This window comes from Achromobacter sp. T5-5 (genome assembly GCF_055397965.1).
The window spans coordinates 4,236,467-4,258,918 of the sequence record NZ_AP027919.1 but is presented as its reverse complement, the minus strand read 5'-3'; the positions used below and the strand labels follow the sequence as shown (position 1 = coordinate 4,258,918).

At 65.2% G+C, this 22,452-nt stretch carries 6 protein-coding genes; all 6 read right to left on the bottom strand.

The genetic code is table 11. The features are described 5' to 3' along the window. Positions 1–104 precede the first annotated feature (104 nt). On the bottom strand, positions 105–16,232 hold the full coding sequence (locus tag ACZ50Q_RS19325) for a retention module-containing protein (protein WP_464079311.1): 16,128 nt from the start codon (positions 16,230–16,232) through the stop codon (positions 105–107). Between the two features lie 84 nt (positions 16,233–16,316). After that, complete coding sequence (locus ACZ50Q_RS19320; RefSeq protein ID WP_092582093.1) at positions 16,317–16,973, bottom strand: helix-turn-helix transcriptional regulator; 657 nt, start codon at positions 16,971–16,973, stop codon at positions 16,317–16,319. Between the two features lie 19 nt (positions 16,974–16,992). Beyond that, positions 16,993–18,414 (bottom strand): HlyD family type I secretion periplasmic adaptor subunit, encoded by a 1,422-nt coding sequence (locus ACZ50Q_RS19315; RefSeq protein WP_076521681.1) that lies wholly within the window; start codon positions 18,412–18,414, stop codon positions 16,993–16,995. A gap of 5 nt (positions 18,415–18,419) precedes the next feature. Next, positions 18,420–20,585, bottom strand: a complete 2,166-nt coding sequence (locus tag ACZ50Q_RS19310; RefSeq protein ID WP_464079310.1) for a type I secretion system permease/ATPase — start codon at positions 20,583–20,585, stop codon at positions 18,420–18,422. Beyond that, positions 20,569–20,781: a hypothetical protein gene (locus ACZ50Q_RS19305; protein ID WP_076521679.1), complete on the bottom strand. Its 213-nt coding sequence runs from the start codon at positions 20,779–20,781 to the stop codon at positions 20,569–20,571. The genes ACZ50Q_RS19310 and ACZ50Q_RS19305 overlap by 17 nt, the downstream gene beginning before the upstream one ends. A 25-nt stretch (positions 20,782–20,806) precedes the next feature. Continuing rightward, on the bottom strand, positions 20,807–22,312 hold the full coding sequence (locus ACZ50Q_RS19300; RefSeq protein ID WP_092582096.1) for a TolC family outer membrane protein: 1,506 nt from the start codon (positions 22,310–22,312) through the stop codon (positions 20,807–20,809). Positions 22,313–22,452 lie beyond the last annotated feature (140 nt).

The following is a 22,452-nucleotide window of genomic DNA, read 5'->3' as shown; positions in this document are numbered from 1 at the left end:
AACGGATTTTCACATTTTTTGCGTGATGTTGGACGCACCCTTTAAAAAATGTGACTGAGAAAAAAGGGAAGGCCGATGCCGGCCTTCCCTTGGAACGTCGTGGCTTAGTGGTGATCGACGTTCAGCTTCCCCTTCTGCAGCAGGTCGTTGATGATGGCCTGGTTGCTGACGGCCTGACCGTGGGCGTCATGAGTGAGATCGACGCCCTCCAGCACGATCTTCTGATCGGCACCCTGGCCGATCTGGCCCTTGGTGTTGATCTCGAGAATCGTGTTGCTGGAGTTGGCCGGATCCTGCTTGAAGTTCAGATAGTTCGTCAGATTGCCGTCCTTCTCTCCGACGAGCAGGTCCTTCAGATCCAGCACGTCTCCGCCGTCCGCGGGCTTGGCCAGGGAGAAGTCCTTGATCCGGTCGACTGCCGGGTTGGCGGTCGTTCCCTGATCATTGAACTCCCAGCGGAACGTGTCGGAGCCGTCGCCACCGATGAGGGTGTCGCTGCCCTTTCCGCCGACCAGCACGTCGTTGCCCTTGCCACCGTTGAGCGTATCGTTCCCATCGCCCGCAAGCAGGATCTCGCTCTTGTCGGTGCCAAGCAGAGAGCTACCCGATTGATACGCCACCGACACATTGGCACTGTCGCTATGACCATCCGCCGTCTGGATCGTGTACGAGGAATTGGCCACGTTGTCGGTCACGGGGTTCGCGTGGGAGTAGTCCACGGTCATCGTGAGCAGATAGTCCTCCGCTCCCGTGCCGCCCCAGCTCGATCCGTTGTCGTCGACGTTGACCATGTGGATTTCGTAGGTGGCACCGTTCGTGGAGCTGATGGACTGGCCGCTCTGCAGCACGACATAGTCGTCCGAGCTTCCTGCCAGGCGATACTCCATCCGGATCCAGTTGCTTGGCTGGTCATGGCTCAGCGTGAGGACCTCACCGGCCAGCAGGGTGATGGTGATTGTGTCCTGATCGTTGTTTTGGCTCGAGCCGACCGAAGCAAGATAACCGTCCACCTTGATCTGAGCGCGATCCTGGCCAATCTGCGCCAGACGGTCACGGTTGACCGTCAGGAACTTGTTCGCGTTGTTGTTGCCGGTGCTGTCAAAGTCAACTTTTTCCACCGTTCGTGCGGTGAAATCGCCTCCCTTGTCCTTCCAGCCCGTATTCACCGTCAGCGGACCCATCGTCAACGCACCCGTTCCGCGCACGTCGTTGGCAAGCAGCGAGCCGGCCTGCACGGTCAACTGCGAACCCAGGATGTTGGTGATCACGCTGTCGTTCACGGCATCCGGGTTTTGATGGACCGGCGCCGTCACCGTCAGCGTGAGGCTGGAGCTTGCCGTATCGCCGTCGCCATCCTTGACCGTGTACTGGACGGTGTCGCTGCCGGCGGTTTGCGGCTGGTAGCGGTAATCGCCCACGTTTTCGCCCGCCAGATCGATGGTGAACTTGCCATGCGACGTGGTCACCGTCAGTTCGGATTTGGCCGAATCGAATGTGTAGGTCGCGCCGGAGCTGGCCGTAACCTTGTTTGTCGCGGCGTCGTAGTTATACGTCTTGCCGTCGATGACCAGTTGTGTAATGCGCGCACCGGCCAGGTCGGCGCCCAGCGTGCCTCCGGCGGAGATGTCACCGGTAATGGGCGGCGCGATGGTGTCCGCGATCGCCGTGTCGAGCCCGTTCAGGTCCTTCACGATGATCGTGTTGCTGTCCTGCGGCTTGTCCGGGTTGTAGGAGACCGGATCAATGTACGTGCCGCTGGCGTTGGTGCCCAGGCCGATGCCGTAAGAATTGATATGGTTGTCCGAGAGGAACTTCTCCCAGGTCGCTTGCTGCGCCGCGTAGACGGGACCGTTCTCCGGATTTCCGTCCGTGAAGAAGTAGGAAATGTTCTGGACATTGGCGCCTTCCAGCTTGCCCGTGCCAGAGTTGTTCCACGCAGTCATCGCGGTGTTCAACGCGGCTTCGTAATTCGTGCCGCCGCCGTAGCTCAAGCCCTCGACCAGCACTTTGGCGTCGGCCAGCGACATCCAGCCGCCTCCCTTCTGGCCGGCGGTCGAGTTGAACTCCACGATCATGACGCGCACGTCGCCGGCTTCGCCATATTGGTCGAGCAGCTTGGCAACCGAGGACTTCAGAACCTCCAGTCGCGACAGTTCACGCCAGCCGCTGTACACCCCGCTGCCATAGTTCATGCTGCCGGACGTGTCCAACGTAAGCATGATGTTGGTGCCGAGCGAAGACAGCGCGGAGCTTGCGGCGGCCGGAACGAGACTGGGCGCCGTGTCGGTGACCAGCACGCCCAGGTCGCCCGTGGCCTTGCCGCCGAACTTGTCTTCGACCGTGATCGTGAAGTGGTCCTGGACGTTGGTGTCGTCGCCGGTGTGTTGCTGCGCGCCGCTGGTCTGGTAGGTGTAGGTCACCTTGCCGGTGGCCGCGTCGTAGCCGGTAAGCGTCAGCGTGCCCTTGCTGGTGGTCAGCGTGAGCGGATCGTTCGCCAGGCCCGCCAGGCGGTCCAGGGTCAGCGTGGCATCGGCGTTGCCCGTGCCGTCGATCGAGATCGACTTCAGTCCGGCCGCCGCGGTGATCAGGAAGGAGCCGCTGCCGGTGGCCTGTGCTTCCGACACGCTCAAGACGCCAGGAGCAGCGGCGTTGTTGTCTGCGATCGCCAGGGTCGGCCCGGTCGGCTCGACACCGCCGACCTGGAATTGACCGTTGGCAAAGTCGCCGTCGGCGTCCTTGACTTGGTACGTGAAGTCGATCAGGTCGTTGGCCGTGCCATTCATGGGTTGGTACTGATAGAACTCCCACTTGCCGGTGGCCGGCGTCAGGCGGATCTCGAACACCAGATTGCCCGAGGAATCCAGGCCCTGGATCAGGTTGCCATTGGCCGCCACATTGGTCTTGATGGCGCCGCCGTCGCGCGTGGTCAGGCCGCTTTCCACCCCCGTCAGCTGCAGCGTGCCGGCGCCGTCGGCGCCGTAGGCGTACTGCAGGTTGCCGTCGGCATAGGCGATGGCATGGACATCCTGGCTGCCCAGGAACGTCACGCCGGTGACCGTGAAGTCGCTGTTGTCGCTCGACGAGTTCTTGTGGTTGTCCGTGGCGGAAACCACGATGGTGTCGAAACCGCCTTCCTCGACCCGGAAGTTCGCCGCATAGTCGCCGCCGTTCTTGTCGGAGGTGAAGGTGCGTTCGGCAATCAGCACGCCATCGCGGTAGAAACGCGCGATGCCGCTTTCCACTTCGCCGCCGTACATGGCTGCAAAGTCGATGGTTGCGCCGTAGGCGATCTTTCCGCCGGTAAGGCGGATCGTCAGCTCTTCAGACGCGCCTTGCCCGTTCAGTTCGCGATAGTCCACCTCATTCGCAATGTTGTGATACGGGGATTCATTGCTGGCCACGCCCAGCCCGGACGTGCTCTGGTTGACCTTGGCGTCGACGAGCGTGAGGTCGTCTTTCGAGGTGAATCCCTTGGCGGAGACTTCCACCGCACCATTGCCGAACGTGAACTTCCATTGGCTGTCGCTGCTGGAGCTGCCCGCAAACGACACCTTGCCGGTGTAGACATCGGGAATGCCGGTGGATTCCACGTTGACGGGCGAATTCTGCTGCACGACGGGAGAGTCGTCTTCGATCGTCACGTTCAGGGTGGTGGAGACGGGCGCATTGACGCCGTCGGCGACCTTGACCGTCACGGACAGGCCGAGCGTATCTTCGCGGGTCGTGTCCGGGTGGTCGACCGGCGCCAGCATCTTCACCGTGTACGCGCCGGTGTCGTCGATCTTGATGATGATGGCATCGGCGGAGCCGGCGCGGCCGGTCAAGGTATGGCCGTTGTCGGAGAGCGTCCAGACGATGGGCACGCCGTCGGAAGAGAGGGTGCCATTGGCCGGCGCCACCAGGGTGATGGTGTAGGTGGCTCCACTATTGTCGTCGGTGATGCTCAGTTGACCGTTGGCCTGCGCCGAGTTGGTCGTGTCGGACGTGCCGTTGCTGTCCTTGATGCCGCCGCTCAATCCTTCCTCGGACACGGCCGCGGATGCGCTGCCGACCACCGGGGGCTTGTTGATATCGACGATCGAGGCATTTCCGCTGTCCGAGATGCCTGCCGGCAAGGCCGAGCCACTGGCGGTCTGTCCGGAAAGCGTGGCGTCGAGCGTCATTTTCTCGGTGCCTTCGTAGATGCCGTCTGCCGTCGTGGGCACTTGGACCACGATGCCGCCGGTGGTGCCGGCGGGAACCTTGATGCTGTACGAGCCGTCGGCGTTGGCCGTGACCGTCACGGACAGCCCGCCAATCGTCGCGGTCGGGGTGCCGTGGTCGGCTGCGGTGATCTGGCCGCCCAACGTAAAGGTGAGGGTGGTCTCGGCATCGACGGGCTTGCTCAGGGAGACGTTGAAGCTCGCCTTATTCCCTTCCGTCACGTTGCCCGCGTCGGACACATTGAGCGAGGGCACGTCGGCGCCGGGGCCGCGGTCGTCCACGATGACGGCGTTGCCGGTGTCGGTGATGTTGCCCGGCAAGGCAACGCCACTGGCGGAATTGCCCGTCAGCGTGGCTTCGAGGGTCAGTTGCTCGCGGCCTTCGAACACCGTGTCGTTGGTGGTCGGGACCGTGACCACGATGCCGCCCGTGGTGCCGGCAGGGACCGTGATGCTGTACGAGCCATCCGCGTTGGCGGTGACCGAGGCGGACTTACCGCCGATCATGACGGTGGGCGTGCCCACGTCGCCCGCTTCGATCTGGCCGCCCAGCTTGAAGGTCAGGGTGGTGTCGGCGTCGACGGACTTGGTCAGCGCGACGTTGAAGACTGCGTTGCTGCCTTCATTGACATCCCCAGCGTCGGAGACGGTCAGGGCGGGCACGTCGGCGCCCGGGTTCGGGTTGGACGGATCGGTGCTTTCGGTATCGACAATCGTGGCGCTGCCGCTGTCGGTGATGTTGCCCGGCAAGGCAACGCCGCTGGCGGAATTGCCGGTCAGCGTGGCTTCGAGGGTCAGGTTCTCGCGGCCTTCGAAGGTGACATCATCGGTCGTCGGGACCGTGACGACGATGCCGCCGGTCGTGCCGGCAGGCACGGTGACGCTATACGAGCCATCCGCGTTGGCGGTGACCGTGGCGGACTTGCCGCCGATCATGACCGTGGGCGTACCCACATCCCCCGATTCGATCTGACCGGCCAGCGTGAAGGTGAGCGTGGTGTCGGCGTCGACCGGTTTGGTCAGTGCAACGTTGAAGACCGCGTCGCTGCCTTCGTTGACATCGCCTGCATCGGAGACGGTCAGGGCGGGCACGTCCGCGCCCGGGTTCGGATTGGACGGGTCGGTGCTTTCGGTATCGACAATCGTGGCGCTGCCGCTGTCGGTGATGTTGCCAGGCAAGGCAACGCCGCTGGCGGAATTGCCGGTCAGCGTGGCTTCGAGGGTCAGGTTCTCGCGGCCTTCGAAGGTGACATCATCGGTGGTCGGGACCGTAACAACGATGCCGCCGGTCGTTCCGGCAGGCACGGTGACGCTATACGAGCCATCCGCGTTGGCGGTGACCGTGGCGGACTTGCCGCCGATCATGACGGTGGGCGTACCCACGTCGCCCGCTTCGATCTGACCGCCCAGCGTGAAGGTCAGGGTGGTGTCGGCATCGACCGGCTTGGTCAGTGCAACGTTGAAGACCGCGTCGCTGCCTTCGTTGACATCGCCTGCATCGGAGACGGTCAGGGCCGGCACGTCGGCGCCCGGGTTCGGGTTGGACGGGTCAGTGCTTTCCGTATCGACAATCGTGGCGCTGCCGCTGTCGGTGATGTTGCCCGGCAAGGCAACGCCGCTGGCGGAATTGCCGGTCAGCGTGGCTTCGAGGGTCAGGTTCTCGCGGCCTTCGAAGGTGACATCATCGGTCGTCGGGACCGTGACGACGATGCCGCCGGTCGTGCCGGCAGGCACGGTGACGCTATACGAGCCATCCGCGTTGGCGGTGACCGTGGCAGGCTTGCCGCCGATCATGACCGTGGGCGTACCCACGTCGTCTGCTTCGATTTGACCGCCCAGGGTGAACGTCAGCGTGGTGTCGGCATCGACCGGTTTGGTCAGGGCGACGTTGAAGACAGCGTCGCTGCCTTCGTTGACATCCCCGGCGTCGGAGACCGTGAGTGCGGGCACATCCGCGCCCGGGTTCGGGTTGGACGGGTCAGTGCTTTCGGTATCGACAATCGTGGCGCTGCCGCTGTCGGTGATGTTGCCCGGCAGTGCAATGCCACTGGCGGAATTGCCCGTCAGCGTAGCTTCCAACGTCAGGTTCTCGCGGCCTTCGAAGGTGACATCATCGGTAGTCGGGACCGTGACCACGATGCCGCCGGTGGTCCCGGCGGGCACGGTGACGCTATACGAGCCATCCGCGTTGGCGGTGACCGTGGCAGGCTTACCGCCGATCATGACGGTGGGCGTACCCACATCGCCCGCTTCGATCTGGCCGCCCAGCGTGAAGGTCAGCGTAGTGTCGGCGTCGACGGACTTGGTCAGCGCGACGTTGAAGACCGCGTCGCTGCCTTCGTTGACATCGCCTGCGTCCGAGACGGTGAGCGCGGGCACGTCCGCGCCCGGGTTCGGGTTGGACGGGTCAGTGCTTTCGGTATCGACAATCGTGGCGCTACCGCTATCGCTAATGTTGCCCGGCAAGGCAACGCCGCTGGCGGAATTGCCCGTCAGCGTAGCTTCCAACGTCAGTTGCTCACGGCCTTCGAACACCGTGTCATCGGTCGTCGGGACCGTGACGACGATGCCGCCCGTGGTGCCGGCCGGCACGGTGACACTGTAGGTTCCATCCGGATTGGCGGTGACCGTAGCGGGCTTACCGCCGATCATGACCGTGGGCGTACCCACATCGCCCGTTTCGATCTGGCCGCCCAGCGTGAAGGTGAGCGTGGTGTCGGCGTCGACCGGCTTGGTCAGTGCAACGTTGAAGACGGCGTCGCTGCCTTCGTTGACATCGCCTGCGTCGGAGACGGTCAGGGACGGCACGTCCGCGCCGGGGTTCGGGTTGGACGGATCAGTGCTCTCGGTATCGACAATCGTGGCGCTGCCGCTGTCGGTGATGTTGCCAGGCAAGGCAACGCCACTGGCGGAATTGCCCGTCAGCGTAGCTTCGAGGATCAGGTTCTCGCGGCCTTCGAAGGTGACATCATCGGTGGTCGGGACCGTAACGACGATGCCGCCGGTCGTGCCGGCCGGCACGGTGACGCTGTAGGTTCCATCCGAATTGGCGGTGACCGTGGCAGGCTTGCCGCCGATCATGACGGTGGGCGTACCCACATCGCCCGCTTCGATCTGGCCGCCCAGCGTGAAGGTCAGCGTAGTGTCGGCGTCGACCGGCTTGGTCAGTGCAACGTTGAAGACGGCGTCGTTGCCTTCGTTGACGTCCCCGGCGTCCGAGACCGTCAGGGACGGCACGTCGGCGCCCGGGTTCGGGTTGGACGGGTCGGTGCTTTCGGTATCGACAATCGTGGCGCTGCCGCTGTCGGTAATGTTGCCCGGCAAGGCAACGCCGCTGGCGGAATTGCCCGTCAGCGTGGCTTCGAGGGTCAGGTTCTCGCGGCCTTCGAAGGTGACATCATCGGTCGTCGGGACCGTGACGACGATGCCGCCGGTCGTGCCGGCAGGCACGGTGACGCTATACGAGCCATCCGCGTTGGCGGTGACCGTGGCGGACTTGCCGCCGATCATGACCGTGGGCGTACCCACATCGCCCGTTTCGATCTGGCCGCCCAGCGTGAAGGTGAGCGTGGTGTCGGCGTCGACCGGCTTGGTCAGTGCAACGTTGAAGACGGCGTCGCTGCCTTCGTTGACATCCCCAGCGTCGGAGACGGTCAGGGCGGGCACGTCGGCGCCCGGGTTCGGGTTGGACGGGTCAGTGCTTTCCGTATCGACAATCGTGGCGCTGCCGCTGTCGGTGATGTTGCCAGGCAAGGCAACGCCGCTGGCGGAATTGCCCGTCAGCGTGGCTTCGAGGGTCAGGTTCTCGCGGCCTTCGAAGGTGACATCATCGGTCGTCGGGACCGTAACAACGATGCCGCCGGTCGTGCCGGCCGGGACGGTAACGCTGTAGGTTCCATCCGCGTTGGCGGTGACCGTGGCAGGCTTGCCGCCAATCATCACCGTGGGCGTACCCACATCGCCCGCTTCGATCTGGCCGCCCAGCGTGAAGGTGAGCGTGGTGTCGGCGTCGACGGACTTGGTCAGCGCGACATTGAAGACGGCGTCGCTGCCTTCGTTGACATCGCCTGCATCGGAGACGGTCAGGGCCGGCACATCGGCGCCGGGACCATGGTCATCCACGATGACAGCGTTGCCCGAGTCGGTAATGTTGCCCGGCAGCGCGATGCCGCTGGCCGAGTTGCCCGTCAGCGTGGCTTCGAGCGTCAGCTGCTCACGACCTTCAAACACCGAGTCACCGGTCGTCGGGACCGTGACGACGATGCCGCCCGTGGTGCCGGCGGGCACGGTGATGCTGTACGAGCCGTCCGCGTTGGCGGTAACGACGGCAGGCGCGCCGCCGATCAGGACGGTGGGCGTACCCACGTCGCCTGCTTCGATCTGGCCGCCCAGGGTGAACGTCAGCGTGGTGTCGGCGTCGACGGACTTGGTCAGGGCGACGTTGAAGACCGCGTCGCTGCCTTCGTTGACATCGCCCGCGTCGGAGACGGTCAGGGCCGGCACATCGGCACCCGGGCCGTGATCATCGACGATGACGGCGTTGCCCGAGTCAGTGATGTTGCCCGGCAGGGCAATGCCGCTGGCCGAGTTGCCCGTCAGCGTGGCTTCGAGGGTCAGTTGCTCACGACCTTCAAACACCGAGTCACCGGTCGTCGGAACGGTGACGACGATGCCGCCCGTGGTGCCGGCGGGCACGGTGATGCTGTACGAGCCGTCCGCGTTGGCGGTAACGACGGCAGGCGCGCCGCCGATCATGACGGTGGGCACGCCCACGTCGTCTGCTTCGATTTGACCGCCCAGGGTGAACGTCAGCGTGGTGTCGGCGTCGACGGACTTGGTCAGGGCGACGTTGAAGACCGCGTCGCTGCCTTCGTTGACATCCCCAGCGTCGGAGACGGTCAGGGCCGGCACATCGGCGCCGGGACCATGGTCATCGACGATGACGGCATTGCCCGAGTCAGTGATGTTGCCCGGCAGAGCAATGCCGCTGGCCGAGTTGCCCGTCAGCGTGGCTTCGAGCGTCAGTTGCTCACGACCTTCAAACACCGAGTCACCGGTCGTCGGGACCGTGACGACGATGCCGCCCGTGGTGCCGGCGGGCACGGTGATGCTGTACGAGCCGTCCGCGTTGGCGGTAACGACGGCAGGCGCGCCGCCGATCATGACGGTGGGCGTACCCACATCGCCTGCTTCGATTTGACCGCCCAGCGTGAAGGTCAGGGTGGTGTCGGCGTCGACGGACTTGGTCAGCGCGACATTGAAGACGGCGTCGCTGCCTTCGTTGACATCGCCTGCATCGGAGACGGTCAGGGCCGGCACATCGGCGCCGGGACCATGGTCATCCACGATGACAGCGTTGCCCGAGTCGGTGATGTTGCCCGGCAGCGCAATGCCGCTGGCCGAGTTGCCCGTCAGCGTGGCTTCGAGGGTCAGTTGCTCACGACCTTCAAACACCGAGTCACCGGTCGTCGGGACCGTGACGACGATGCCGCCGGTGGTGCCGGCGGGCACGGTGATGCTGTACGAGCCGTCCGCGTTGGCGGTAACGACGGCAGGCGCGCCGCCGATCGTGACGGTGGGCGCACCCACGTCGTCTGCTTCGATCTGGCCGCCCAGGGTGAACGTCAGCGTGGTGTCGGCGTCGACGGACTTGGTCAGCGCGACGTTGAAGACGGCGTCGCTGCCCTCGTTGACATCGCCAGCGTCGGAGACAGTCAGGGCCGGCACATCGGCGCCGGGACCATGGTCATCCACGATGACGGCGTTGCCGGAGTCAGTGATGTTGCCCGGCAGCGCAATACCGCTGGCGGAATTGCCCGTCAGCGTGGCTTCGAGGGTCAGTTGCTCACGACCTTCAAACACCGAATCACCGGTCGTCGGAACGGTGACGACGATGCCGCCCGTGGTGCCGGCGGGCACGGTGATGCTGTACGAGCCGTCCGCGTTGGCGGTAACGACGGCAGGCGCGCCGCCGATCATGACGGTGGGCGTACCCACGTCGCCTGCTTCGATTTGACCGCCCAGCGTGAAGGTGAGCGTGGTGTCGGCGTCGACGGACTTGGTCAGCGCGACGTTGAAGACCGCGTCGCTGCCTTCGTTGACATCGCCCGCGTCGGAGACGGTCAGGGCCGGCACATCGGCGCCGGGACCATGGTCATCCACGATGACGGCATTGCCCGAGTCAGTGATGTTGCCCGGCAGGGCAATGCCGCTGGCCGAGTTGCCCGTCAGCGTGGCTTCGAGGGTCAGTTGCTCACGACCTTCAAACACCGAGTCACCGGTCGTCGGGACCGTGACGACGATGCCGCCCGTGGTGCCGGCCGGCACGGTGATGCTGTACGAGCCGTCCGCGTTGGCGGTAACGACGGCAGGCGCGCCGCCGATCATGACGGTGGGCGTACCCACATCGCCCGCTTCGATCTGGCCGCCCAGCGTGAAGGTGAGCGTGGTGTCGGCGTCTACGGACTTGGTCAGCGCGACGTTGAAGACGGCGTCGCTGCCTTCGTTGACATCACCCGCGTCGGAGACAGTCAGGGCCGGCACATCGGCGCCGGGACCATGGTCATCGACGATGACGGCGTTGCCCGAGTCAGTGATGTGGCCAGGCAGCGCAATGCCGCTGGCGGAGTTGCCCGTCAGCGTGGCTTCGAGGGTCAGCTGCTCACGACCTTCAAACACCGAGTCGCCCGTCGTCGGGACCGTGACGACGATGCCGCCCGTGGTGCCGGCAGGGACCGTGACGCTGTACGTGCCATCCGGATTGGCGGTGACGGTGGCAGGCGCGCCGCCGATCATGACGGTGGGCGCACCCACGTCGTCTGCTTCGATTTGACCGCCCAGGGTGAACGTCAGCGTGGTGTCGGCGTCGACGGACTTGGTCAGCGCGACATTGAAGACAGCATCGCTGCCTTCGTTGACATCACCCGCGTCGGAGACGGTCAAGGCGGGCACATCGGCGCCCGGGCCGTGATCGTCGACGATGACGGCATTGCCCGAGTCAGTGATGTTGCTAGGCAGCGCAATACCGCTGGCGGAATTGCCCGTCAGCGTGGCTTCGAGGGTCAGTTGCTCACGACCTTCAAACACCGAATCACCGGTCGTCGGAACGGTGACGACGATGCCGCCCGTGGTGCCGGCGGGCACGGTGATGCTGTACGAGCCGTCCGCGTTGGCGGTAACGACGGCAGGCGCGCCGCCGATCATGACGGTGGGCGTACCCACGTCGCCTGCTTCGATTTGACCGCCCAGCGTGAAGGTGAGCGTGGTGTCGGCGTCGACGGACTTGGTCAGCGCGACGTTGAAGACCGCGTCGCTGCCTTCGTTGACATCGCCCGCGTCGGAGACGGTCAGGGCCGGCACATCGGCGCCGGGACCATGGTCATCCACGATGACGGCATTGCCCGAGTCAGTGATGTTGCCCGGCAGGGCAATGCCGCTGGCCGAGTTGCCCGTCAGCGTGGCTTCGAGGGTCAGTTGCTCACGACCTTCAAACACCGAGTCACCGGTCGTCGGGACCGTGACGACGATGCCGCCCGTGGTGCCGGCCGGCACGGTGATGCTGTACGAGCCGTCCGCGTTGGCGGTAACGACGGCAGGCGCGCCGCCGATCATGACGGTGGGCGTACCCACATCGCCCGCTTCGATCTGGCCGCCCAGCGTGAAGGTGAGCGTGGTGTCGGCGTCTACGGACTTGGTCAGCGCGACGTTGAAGACGGCGTCGCTGCCTTCGTTGACATCACCCGCGTCGGAGACAGTCAGGGCCGGCACATCGGCGCCGGGACCATGGTCATCGACGATGACGGCGTTGCCCGAGTCAGTGATGTGGCCAGGCAGCGCAATGCCGCTGGCGGAGTTGCCCGTCAGCGTGGCTTCGAGGGTCAGCTGCTCACGACCTTCAAACACCGAGTCGCCCGTCGTCGGGACCGTGACGACGATGCCGCCCGTGGTGCCGGCAGGGACCGTGACGCTGTACGTGCCATCCGGATTGGCGGTGACGGTGGCAGGCGCGCCGCCGATCATGACGGTGGGCGCACCCACGTCGTCTGCTTCGATTTGACCGCCCAGGGTGAACGTCAGCGTGGTGTCGGCGTCGACGGACTTGGTCAGCGCGACATTGAAGACAGCATCGCTGCCTTCGTTGACATCACCCGCGTCGGAGACGGTCAAGGCGGGCACATCGGCGCCCGGGCCGTGATCGTCGACGATGACGGCATTGCCCGAGTCAGTGATGTTGCTAGGCAGCGCAATGCCGCTGGCGGAATTGCCCGTCAGCGTGGCTTCGAGGGTCAGTTGCTCACGACCTTCAAACACCGAGTCACCGGTCGTCGGGACCGTGACGACGATGCCGCCCGTGGTGCCGGCGGGCACGGTGATGCTGTACGAGCCGTCCGCGTTGGCGGTAACGACGGCAGGCGCGCCGCCGATCGTGACGGTGGGCGCACCCACGTCGTCTGCTTCGATCTGGCCGCCCAGCGTGAAGGTCAGGGTGGTGTCGGCATCGACCGGTTTGGTCAGGGCGACGTTGAAGACAGCGTCGCTGCCTTCGTTGACATCCCCGGCGTCGGAGACCGTGAGTGCGGGCACATCCGCGCCCGGGTTCGGGTTGGACGGGTCAGTGCTTTCGGTATCGACAATCGTGGCGCTGCCGCTGTCGGTGATGTTGCCCGGCAGTGCAATGCCACTGGCGGAATTGCCCGTCAGCGTAGCTTCCAACGTCAGGTTCTCGCGGCCTTCGAAGGTGACATCATCGGTAGTCGGGACCGTGACCACGATGCCGCCGGTGGTCCCGGCGGGCACGGTGACGCTATACGAGCCATCCGCGTTGGCGGTGACCGTGGCAGGCTTACCGCCGATCATGACGGTGGGCGTACCCACATCGCCCGCTTCGATCTGGCCGCCCAGCGTGAAGGTCAGCGTAGTGTCGGCGTCGACGGACTTGGTCAGCGCGACGTTGAAGACCGCGTCGCTGCCTTCGTTGACATCGCCTGCGTCCGAGACGGTGAGCGCGGGCACGTCCGCGCCCGGGTTCGGGTTGGACGGGTCAGTGCTTTCGGTATCGACAATCGTGGCGCTACCGCTATCGCTAATGTTGCCCGGCAAGGCAACGCCGCTGGCGGAATTGCCCGTCAGCGTAGCTTCCAACGTCAGTTGCTCACGGCCTTCGAACACCGTGTCATCGGTCGTCGGGACCGTAACAACGATGCCGCCCGTGGTGCCGGCCGGCACGGTGACACTGTAGGTTCCATCCGGATTGGCGGTGACCGTAGCGGGCTTACCGCCGATCATGACCGTGGGCGTACCCACATCGCCCGTTTCGATCTGGCCGCCCAGCGTGAAGGTCAGCGTAGTGTCGGCATCGACCGGCTTGGTCAGCGCGACGTTGAAGACAGCATCGCTGCCTTCGTTGACATCGCCCGCGTCCGAGACCGTCAGGGACGGCACGTCGGCGCCCGGGTTCGGGTTGGACGGGTCAGTGCTTTCGGTATCGACAATCGTGGCGCTGCCGCTGTCGGTGATATTGCCCGGCAAGGCAACGCCGCTGGCGGAATTGCCGGTCAGCGTAGCTTCCAACGTCAGTTGCTCACGGCCTTCGAACACCGTGTCGTCAGTCGTCGGGACCGTGACGACGATGCCGCCCGTGGTGCCGGCAGGCACGGTGACGCTGTACGTGCCATCCGGATTGGCCGTGACCGTGGCAGGCGTGCCGCCGATCATGACGGTGGGCGTGCCCACGTCGCCTGCTTCGATTTGACCGCCCAGCGTGAAGGTCAGGGTGGTGTCGGCGTCGACCGGCTTGGTCAGTGCAACGTTGAAGACGGCGTCGCTGCCTTCGTTGACATCCCCAGCGTCGGAGACGGTCAGGGCGGGCACGTCGGCGCCCGGGTTCGGGTTGGACGGGTCAGTGCTTTCGGTATCGACAATCGTGGCGCTGCCGCTGTCGGTGATATTGCCCGGCAAGGCAACGCCGCTGGCGGAATTGCCGGTCAGCGTAGCTTCCAACGTCAGTTGCTCACGGCCTTCGAACACCGTGTCATCGGTCGTCGGGACCGTGACGACGATGCCGCCCGTGGTGCCGGCGGGCACGGTGACGCTGTACGAGCCGTCCGCATTGGCGGTAACGACGGCAGGGGTGCCGCCAATCATGACGGCGGGCGTACCCACATCGTCCGATTTGATCTGACCGCCCAGCGTGAAGGTCAGCGTCGTGTCGGCGTCGACGGACTTGGTCAGCGCGACGTTGAAGACCGCGTCGCTGCCTTCGTTGACATCGCCTGCGTCGGAGACGGTCAGGGCGGGCACGTCCGCGCCCGGGTTCGGGTTGGACGGGTCAGTGCTCTCGGTATCGACAATCGTGGCGCTACCGCTATCGCTAATGTTGCCCGGCAAGGCAACGCCGCTGGCGGAATTGCCTGTCAGCGTAGCTTCCAACGTCAGTTGCTCACGGCCTTCGAACACCGTGTCATCGGTCGTCGGGACCGTGACGACGATGCCGCCCGTGGTGCCGGCGGGCACGGTGACGCTGTACGAGCCGTCCGCATTGGCGGTAACGACGGCTGGGGTGCCGCCGATCATGACGGTGGGTGTACCCACGTCGCCGGCTTCGATCTGGCCGCCCAGCGTGAAGGTCAGGGTCGTGTCGGCGTCGACCGGCTTGGTCAGCGCGACATTGAAGACGGCGTTGCTGCCCTCGTTGACATCCCCGGCGTCGGAGACGGTCAGGGCGGGCACGTCCGCGCCCGGGTTCGGGTTGGACGGATCGGTGCTTTCCGTATCGACAATCGTGGCGCTGCCCGTGTCGGAAATGCCGGACGGCAATTGAGCGCCGTTGGCGGCCTGACCGCTGAGCGTTGCTTCCAGCGTCAGCGTTTCGCGACCTTCGAAGGTGCTGTCGTCGGTGGTGGGCAGCGTCACCACGATGCCGTTCGTGACACCGGCCGGAAGTTGGAAGCTGTACGTGCCATCAGCGTTGGCCGTCACAGCGACGGCGACGCCACCGATGGTGACGACAGGCAAACCGACGTCCTGAGGCTCGACCTGACCACCGATTTTGAGCGTGACGGTGGTTTCACGATCCAGATCGATCGTATTGCCCAAGCTGATGTTGAACGTGGCGGTGCCGCCTTCGTTCACGGTGCCGGCATCCGAAACGGCAATCGTCGGCACGTCGAGTTCGCCAGTGACGGTGACGGCGACCGTCGCCGTCGAAGTGGCGCCCGACGGATCGGTAATCGTGTAAGAAATGGTGGAGACGACCGTCTCGCCTTCTCCCAGCGCCTTGTATTCGCCATTGGGGTTAAAGACGTACGATCCGTCGGGGAACACCGTGAAAGTCCCGCCGTTTGAACCAGGAACGGTAATTCCCGCGCTGGTCATCGCGCGGCCATTGACGGAAACCAGCGTCAGCGCGTCGCCATCGGCGTCCGCGTCGTTGGCAAGAAGGTTGCCGCTGATCGAATTGTCCTGGCGCGTGGCGACGGTGTCGTTCTGCGCGACGGGAGGGGTGTTGCCCGGCGTTTGCACGGCGGCGGCATCGTCGTCCGCCGTCAGGCCGGCGCCCGACACGCGGGGCAGCGTGTCATCGGCGCGCGCCGGGTTCGGATAAGCCAGGTCCAGCGGGCTGGTGGTTTCCAGGATGCGCGCCAGGCGGACAAAGCTGCTGCCGCCGGCTTCACCGCCGCCGGCCACGACGGCGGCCGTCGGATCCAGGACTTCAAACGGGTCGCGGCCCGCTTGCAGGGCGGCCAGCAGGCGGTCGGAATCCGTGCCCGAAGGCGGCGCGACCGCGGCTTCCGTCGGATCGGCCAGGGGGCCGGTCATGTCGCTGTTCAGCGCCACTTCACGGCCCTCGCCGATGACGATGGGCATGCCGTTTTCAACCTGAAGCGAAACCGTGCCGCCCGACGCCGTGACGATGTCGCTGCCGGCGGGGACCTTGCTGCCTTGATGCAGTTCGGTCAGAGAACCGTCGCTATTGCGAATCCAGGCGCGACCGGAGATTTCGTTGACGACTGCGGGAGAGGAGTTGGCCATGTGGGTTCCGTTTCAGGGAGTTATCCAAGATGGCCAGATACTACGAGGCGCCGGCGACGGCGGATATTGTCCTCGAGGACAGTTTTACGCAGTGATTTTGGTGCGCGCTTCGGCGGGCGCGGAAATGCCGTGTACCAGCAGGGCGAGCTGCAGCCGGTCGGTGACGCCGAGCTTGTCGAAAACGGCCGACAGGTGCGCCTTGACGGTGCGCTCGGTGATGCCCAGCGCTTCGGCGATCTGCGCATTGGCCTGGCCGCTGGCGGCGTAGCGCGCGACGGTGATTTCGCGCTCGGTCAGCCGGCCTGCGTCCCAGGCATACGCGTCCTGCGCACGCTCGGTGACCAGCTTGAGCAGCCGGGATACCAGGGACCGGCCCATCCAGATGCCACCCGAGGCGACGACCTCCAGGGCCTGCGCCAGCGCGGCGGGCTGCGCGTAGCTGTGGCAGTAGCCGTGGGCGCCGGCGCCCAGCGCCTGCGTGCCTTGCTCGTCGTTGGGGCTGGCGCTGGCGACCACGACCTGCAGGCCGGCCAGCGCGGGCGTCCACGAAGGATCATGCCAGGAGGGCAGCTTGGGCACGTCGGCGTCCAGCACCGCCAGCGCGCGGCCTTGTTCTCGCCAGCGTTGCAGATCGGCCAGGCCTCGCCCGCGGGCGGCCATCCAGCGCGCCGGGTCCAGGGCGCGCCAGTGCTGCCACAGCAGATCGTCGTGCGTAATCAACAGGACGGGAGTGGGTTTCATAAGGCCTTGAAGCTCTCCATTAACGTTCGGTAAAGGCGTTCGCCTTGGCCCGCAGAATGGGCTTGAGCAGGTACTGGAGCACCGTGCGCTTGCCTGTCAGGATATGAACCTCCGCCACCATCCCGGGGATGATGGGCAACAGCTTGTCGCCTACCGTGCTGCGGTCGGTGCGCACCCGCACGACGTAGTAGGAATTGCCTTTCTCATCGGTCACGGTGTCCGCGCCGATCTGCTCCACCCGGCCTTTCAGGCCGCCGTAGATGGCGAAATCGTAGGCGGTGAATTTCACCTCCGCCTCCTGGTCCGCATGCAGGAAGCCGATGTCGCGCGGCTGGATGCGCACTTCGAGCAGCAGGGTGTCGTCCTTGGGAACGATCTCGATGATGTCCTTGCCGGGCTGCACCACGCCGCCGACCGTGTTGTTGAACAAGGTCTTGATGGTGCCGCGCACCGGGGCGCGCACTTCGGCCAGTTTGACGCGGTCGACCAGCGCCGCCTTGCCCTCGCGCAGCGTGGCGAGCTTGGTGTTGGTTTCGGACAGTTCGCTGCGGGCCTGGTTGCGGATGTTCAGCTCGGTTTCCTGGATCTTGCTTTCCGCTTCCTTGATCGACGCCTGGAAGCGGTCGATCTGCGCCTCGGCGCCTTTCTGCTCGCCGCAATACCGGGCCACGTCGCGCTGCAGGCGCAGCAGGTCGACTTCGGACACCGCGCCGCTCTTGAGCAGGGGCCGCGTCACCTGCAGTTCGCGCGAGGTCAGCCCGCAGCTTGCCGACGCCTGGTCTCGCTTGGCGATGGTTTCGCGCAGGTCTTCCTGGCGCTGCTTGAGTTGTTCACGGGCGACGTTGACGGTCGCGTTGAGTTCCGTGTTGCGCGCCTGCCAGGCGTTGCGTTCCATCTCCGCCAGTCCGGGCGCCTGCTTGAGCACTTCCTCGGGCGCGACAAAGGGGTCGCCCGTGGCCAGCGCCTTCAGGCGGGCCGCCTTGGCCAGCAGCGACAGGTATTCCGCGTTGTTTTCGCCCAGCGACGAGGCAAACCGGGTGGAGTCGATTCTCAGCAGGACTTCCCCCGCCTCGACCTCCTGGCCGGGGCGCACCAGGATTTCCTCCACGATGCCGCCGTCCAGGCTCTGGATGATCTGCACCTGCCGGGACGGCACGACCTTGCCTTCGCCGCGGACCACTTCGTCGATGCTGCCCAGCGCCGCCCAGACGAGCAGCCCGATCGTGGCGAGCAGCGACGTCCAGAGCAGGATGCGCGAACCGCGGGCCCGCGACTCGTGGATGATCCATTCGGCATTGCCGATGTAGTCGGACCGTTTCGCGGGTTTGCCTTTTTCCGCGCCGTCCAGGAGGCGGTTAAAGAAGAACACGAAGATGTCTCGCGGTGCGCGCAGCAGGCTGCCAAAGAAACCGTGCTTGGGGGCTCCAGGATTGTTCAGCATGGTTTTCAGCTCCCGCGTCCGACGCGTCCCTGACGCAGGGCCTCGACAACCTGTTCCTTCGGACCGTCGGCCACGATATGGCCGTTGTCGATCACGATGAGCCGGTCCACCAGTTCGAGCAGCGCGGTGCGGTGCGTGACCAGCAGGATCGTCTTGGTGGCGCTGGCTTGGCCCAGGCGCTTGCGCAATTGGGCCTCGCTCTGGTGGTCCATGTTGCTGCTGGGCTCGTCGAGCAGTAGGATCGGCGGATCGTTGATCAGCGCGCGCGCCACCGCCACCGACTGGCGTTGACCGCCGGACAGCGATTCGCCGCGCTCGCCGATGATCATGTCAAAGCCATTGGGATGCAGGTTGGCGAATTCGGTCACGCCGGCCAGGTTGGCGGCGGCCAGGATGCTGGCGTCGTCGGCGTATGGCGCGCCCATCGCCAGGTTGTGCTTGAGGCTGCCGTAGAAGAGCAGGGGATCCTGCGGCACGTGGCCGATGGCCCGGCGCACGTCGGCCGGATCGATCTGGCGCACGTCCACGCCGTCCAGCAGCACGGCCCCTTCCGTGGGCTGATACAGGGCCAGCGCCAGCTTTTCCAGCGTCGTCTTGCCCGAGCCGATGCGGCCGATGATGCCGACCTTTTCACCGGGCTTGAGCTTGAACGACACCTTCTTGAGCACGGGCTGGGTGCTGCCGGGATAGACGAAGGTCACGTCGCGGAACTCCAGGCCGCCGTGAAACACGGGACGATGCAGGAATTCGGCCTCGGCCGGGCGTTCGACCGGCAGTTTCATGTAGTTGTCGATCGAGCCCAGCGACGTGCGCGCGTTCTGGTACTGCATGAGCAGCCCCGCAACCTGGCCCAGCGGCGCCAGGCAGCGGCCGGCGATCATGGACGCGGCGATGATGCCGCCCATGGACAGGGCCGATTCCTGCGCCAGGTAGACGCCGATGATCACGACGGCGATCGACACGAGCTGCTGGACGGCCTGGACAAAGCCCACGGTGGACGACGAGATCAGCTTGAGCTTGCCGCCGGTCTGCGCGATGAATTCCGTGGCGCGCTCCCAGTTGCGCTGGATCGCGCCCTGGGCGTTGAGCGTCTTGACGGCTTCCAGCCCGGTCAACGCCTCGACCAGCGTGGCATTGCGCTGCGACGACGCCTGGAACGAGGCCATGGTCAACGCCTCCATGCGGGCCTGCGCCGCCAGCGACACCAGCAGGATCAGCACGATGCCGACCAGCGGCGGCAGGATCATCCATGGAGAAATCCAGGCCAGCGCGCCCAGGAACAGCAGGATGAAGGGCAGGTCGACCAGCGTGGTGATGGTGGCCGAGGCAATGAAATCGCGGATGGATTCGAACGAGCGCAGGTTGGCCGCGAAGGAGCCGACCGAGACCGGACGGCCTTCCAGGCGCAGGTCCAGCACGCGTTCCATGATCTGCGCGGACAGGCGCACGTCCACGCGCTTGCTGGCGCTGTCCACCACGTGGGAACGCGCCGTGCTCAGGATCATGTTGAAGATCACCACCAGCGTGATGCCGATGGCCAGCACCCACAGCGTTTCGACGGCGTTGTTCGGCACCACGCGGTCGTACACGTTCATGGTGAAGAGCGGCATCGCCATGGCGAACAGGTTGATCAGCAATGCCGCGACGAGCGCGTCGCGGTAAAGCCGGCGGTTCTCCATGATGGCCGCCCAGAACCAGTGGCGTTCGCGCACCTTGGCGACTTCCGGCGACCGGGCGTCAAAGCGGAATTGCGGGCGGATCAGGCAGACCAGGCCGGTGTACTGCGCGGCCAGTTCGGTCGGGCTCATTTCAATGGCGCTGCCCCCCAACTCGGGGTGGCTGACCACGTACTTGCCGCCGTCCTTCTTGAGCAGCAGGCAGGCGCGTTCGCCCTTGAGCAACAGGATGGCGGGCAGCAGGTCTTGCGATATGTCTTCCAGCGTGCGCTTGACCACGCGCGCCGACAGTTGCGCGCGCGCGGCGGCGCGCGGCAGCAGGGCCGGCGTCAGGCGGTGCTCTTCCAGGGGCAGGCCCGCCGACAGGGCTTGCGCGGTGGCCGCGACGCCGTGCAGGCGGGTGATTTCCACCAGGCAATCCAGCAGGGGATCGTCATGCGCGGCGCGCGCGTCGGCGCGCCATTCCCGGGCTGCCAATTCAGATAACTTGTCCATCTTCGTCATCCAACAGGTCCAGATGTTCCGAGAGGCGCGCACGCTGCTGCTTGCGCTGGGTGAGCTTTTGCTGGGCCTGAATGGGCAGATCCGTCATGCGCAAGGTGCCGTTGGCGATCAACGCGTCGATCAAGTCTTCCAGGACGCGGACAAAGTCCGCGTCCAACTGCGAGAAATCATTGCCCTGGGTTGCCATTGGGCCTCCTTGCGCATTGCGCCAATCAGGGTCTGGCGGCAGGCGCGTTCATCGGCACGAACGTGGGGGGCAGCGTGCCTTCGTTGTAGTGCACGCGCACGGGCTGCAGGCGGGCGGCGTCCGGAACGGTCGAATTGCACAGCTTGATCACTTCGTCCGACACTTCCAGCTTGCCGTTCTCCTCGGGCATTTCATTGCGCGCGGGTTGCAGCGACAGCGCCGGCAGCAGGGTGTGGGACAACGCCAGCCAGCGGTACTGCGCAAGGCGCAGATCATAAATGGCATTGGTCAGCGCGCGGCGCGATTCGAACAGTTCGTTTTCCGTGTCCAGCAGGTCCAGCAGCGAGCGCTGGCCGATCTGGAACTGCTGCACGTAGGCGTCGCGCACCTTCGTGGTGGCCACTTCGTGGTCGCGCAGGAAGGGCAGCTTCTGGTTCAGGCTGACGATGTTGTTCCAGGCCACGGCCAGATCTTGCTGTACGTTGCGGCAGGTGTAGTCGCGGATGTCGCGGGCGGCGTAGGACTGGGCGGCGGTCTGGCGCACGCGCGCGGAGTCCGCGCCGCCGCGGTACAGGTTGTAGCTCATCACGACCTGCACGCTGGAACTCTGGATGTCGCGGTTCTCGGGCGTGGGGTCGTTCTGGTCGCGTCCCGTGCTGGCCACGAACTCGAATTTCGGCGAGAACGCGCCCTTGGACGACTGAACGCCGGCCTGGGCGGCCTGCAGGCCCGCCTGCTTGGACAGGAAGCTGGGATTGCGGCGCAGCGAATCATTGAAGTTGCCGGGATTCTTCGGCAGCTTGTCGCTGATGTCGGGCGGCGGCTGCATCGATTCGGGCGGGAAGGCGCCGGTCACGCGCTGGAAGCGCTGCTGCACGTCCAGCAGGTTGGCCGTCTCGGTCATCAGGTTCGTCTGCGCCAGCGAAAGGCGGCCGCCTGCCTGTTCCAGGTCGACGCGCCGGCCCACGCCGGATTCCGTGCGCTCGCCGATCTGCTTGAGGGTCTGCTCATGCAGGGAGTAGTTCTGGCGGGCCAGCAGCTCCATGTCGCGGTAGCGTTGCAGGTCGATGTAGGCCTGCACGGCGGAGAAGGCGGTGGTGTCGCTGGTGGCCAGCACGTCGTAGAAGCGCGCCAGCTTGTCAAAGCCGGCCTGCTTGACGTCATTCGTGGTGCGGAAGCCGTCGAAAATCAGTTGGCGCAGTTCGACGGTCCAGCCCGGGCGGTTCCAGCTTTGCGATCCGACGCCGGGCACGTTGTTGCGCCATTCGCGCCCCACGTAGCCCTGCGCGTTGATCTGCGGAAAGTAGGCGGCGCGGGCGACGGCCTGGCCTTCGAGCGAAGCCTGGAAGTCGTGGTACTTGGCCTGGATTTCAGGGTTGCTGAGCAGCGTCTGCTCGACGATTTGATTCAACGTCACTTGCGATTGCCCGGCCGGCTCAGTAGCGGCGGGCGTGGCGGACTGTGCAAATGCGGCAGGAACGAATGCAAGGGCAAGGACCGAGGTCGTGCTTTTAAGCAAAAACGAAGCCATAGTGATTATTCGCGAGTCAAGTTGAGATTGAATGGCCGCCATGTTGTATGCAAATGTCAGTTTTGGCGAGTCAAGATTTGTCAATTCTTGATGGTTATTGCTGGCGGTCCATGATGTGATTGTCGCGCAACATCTACTAA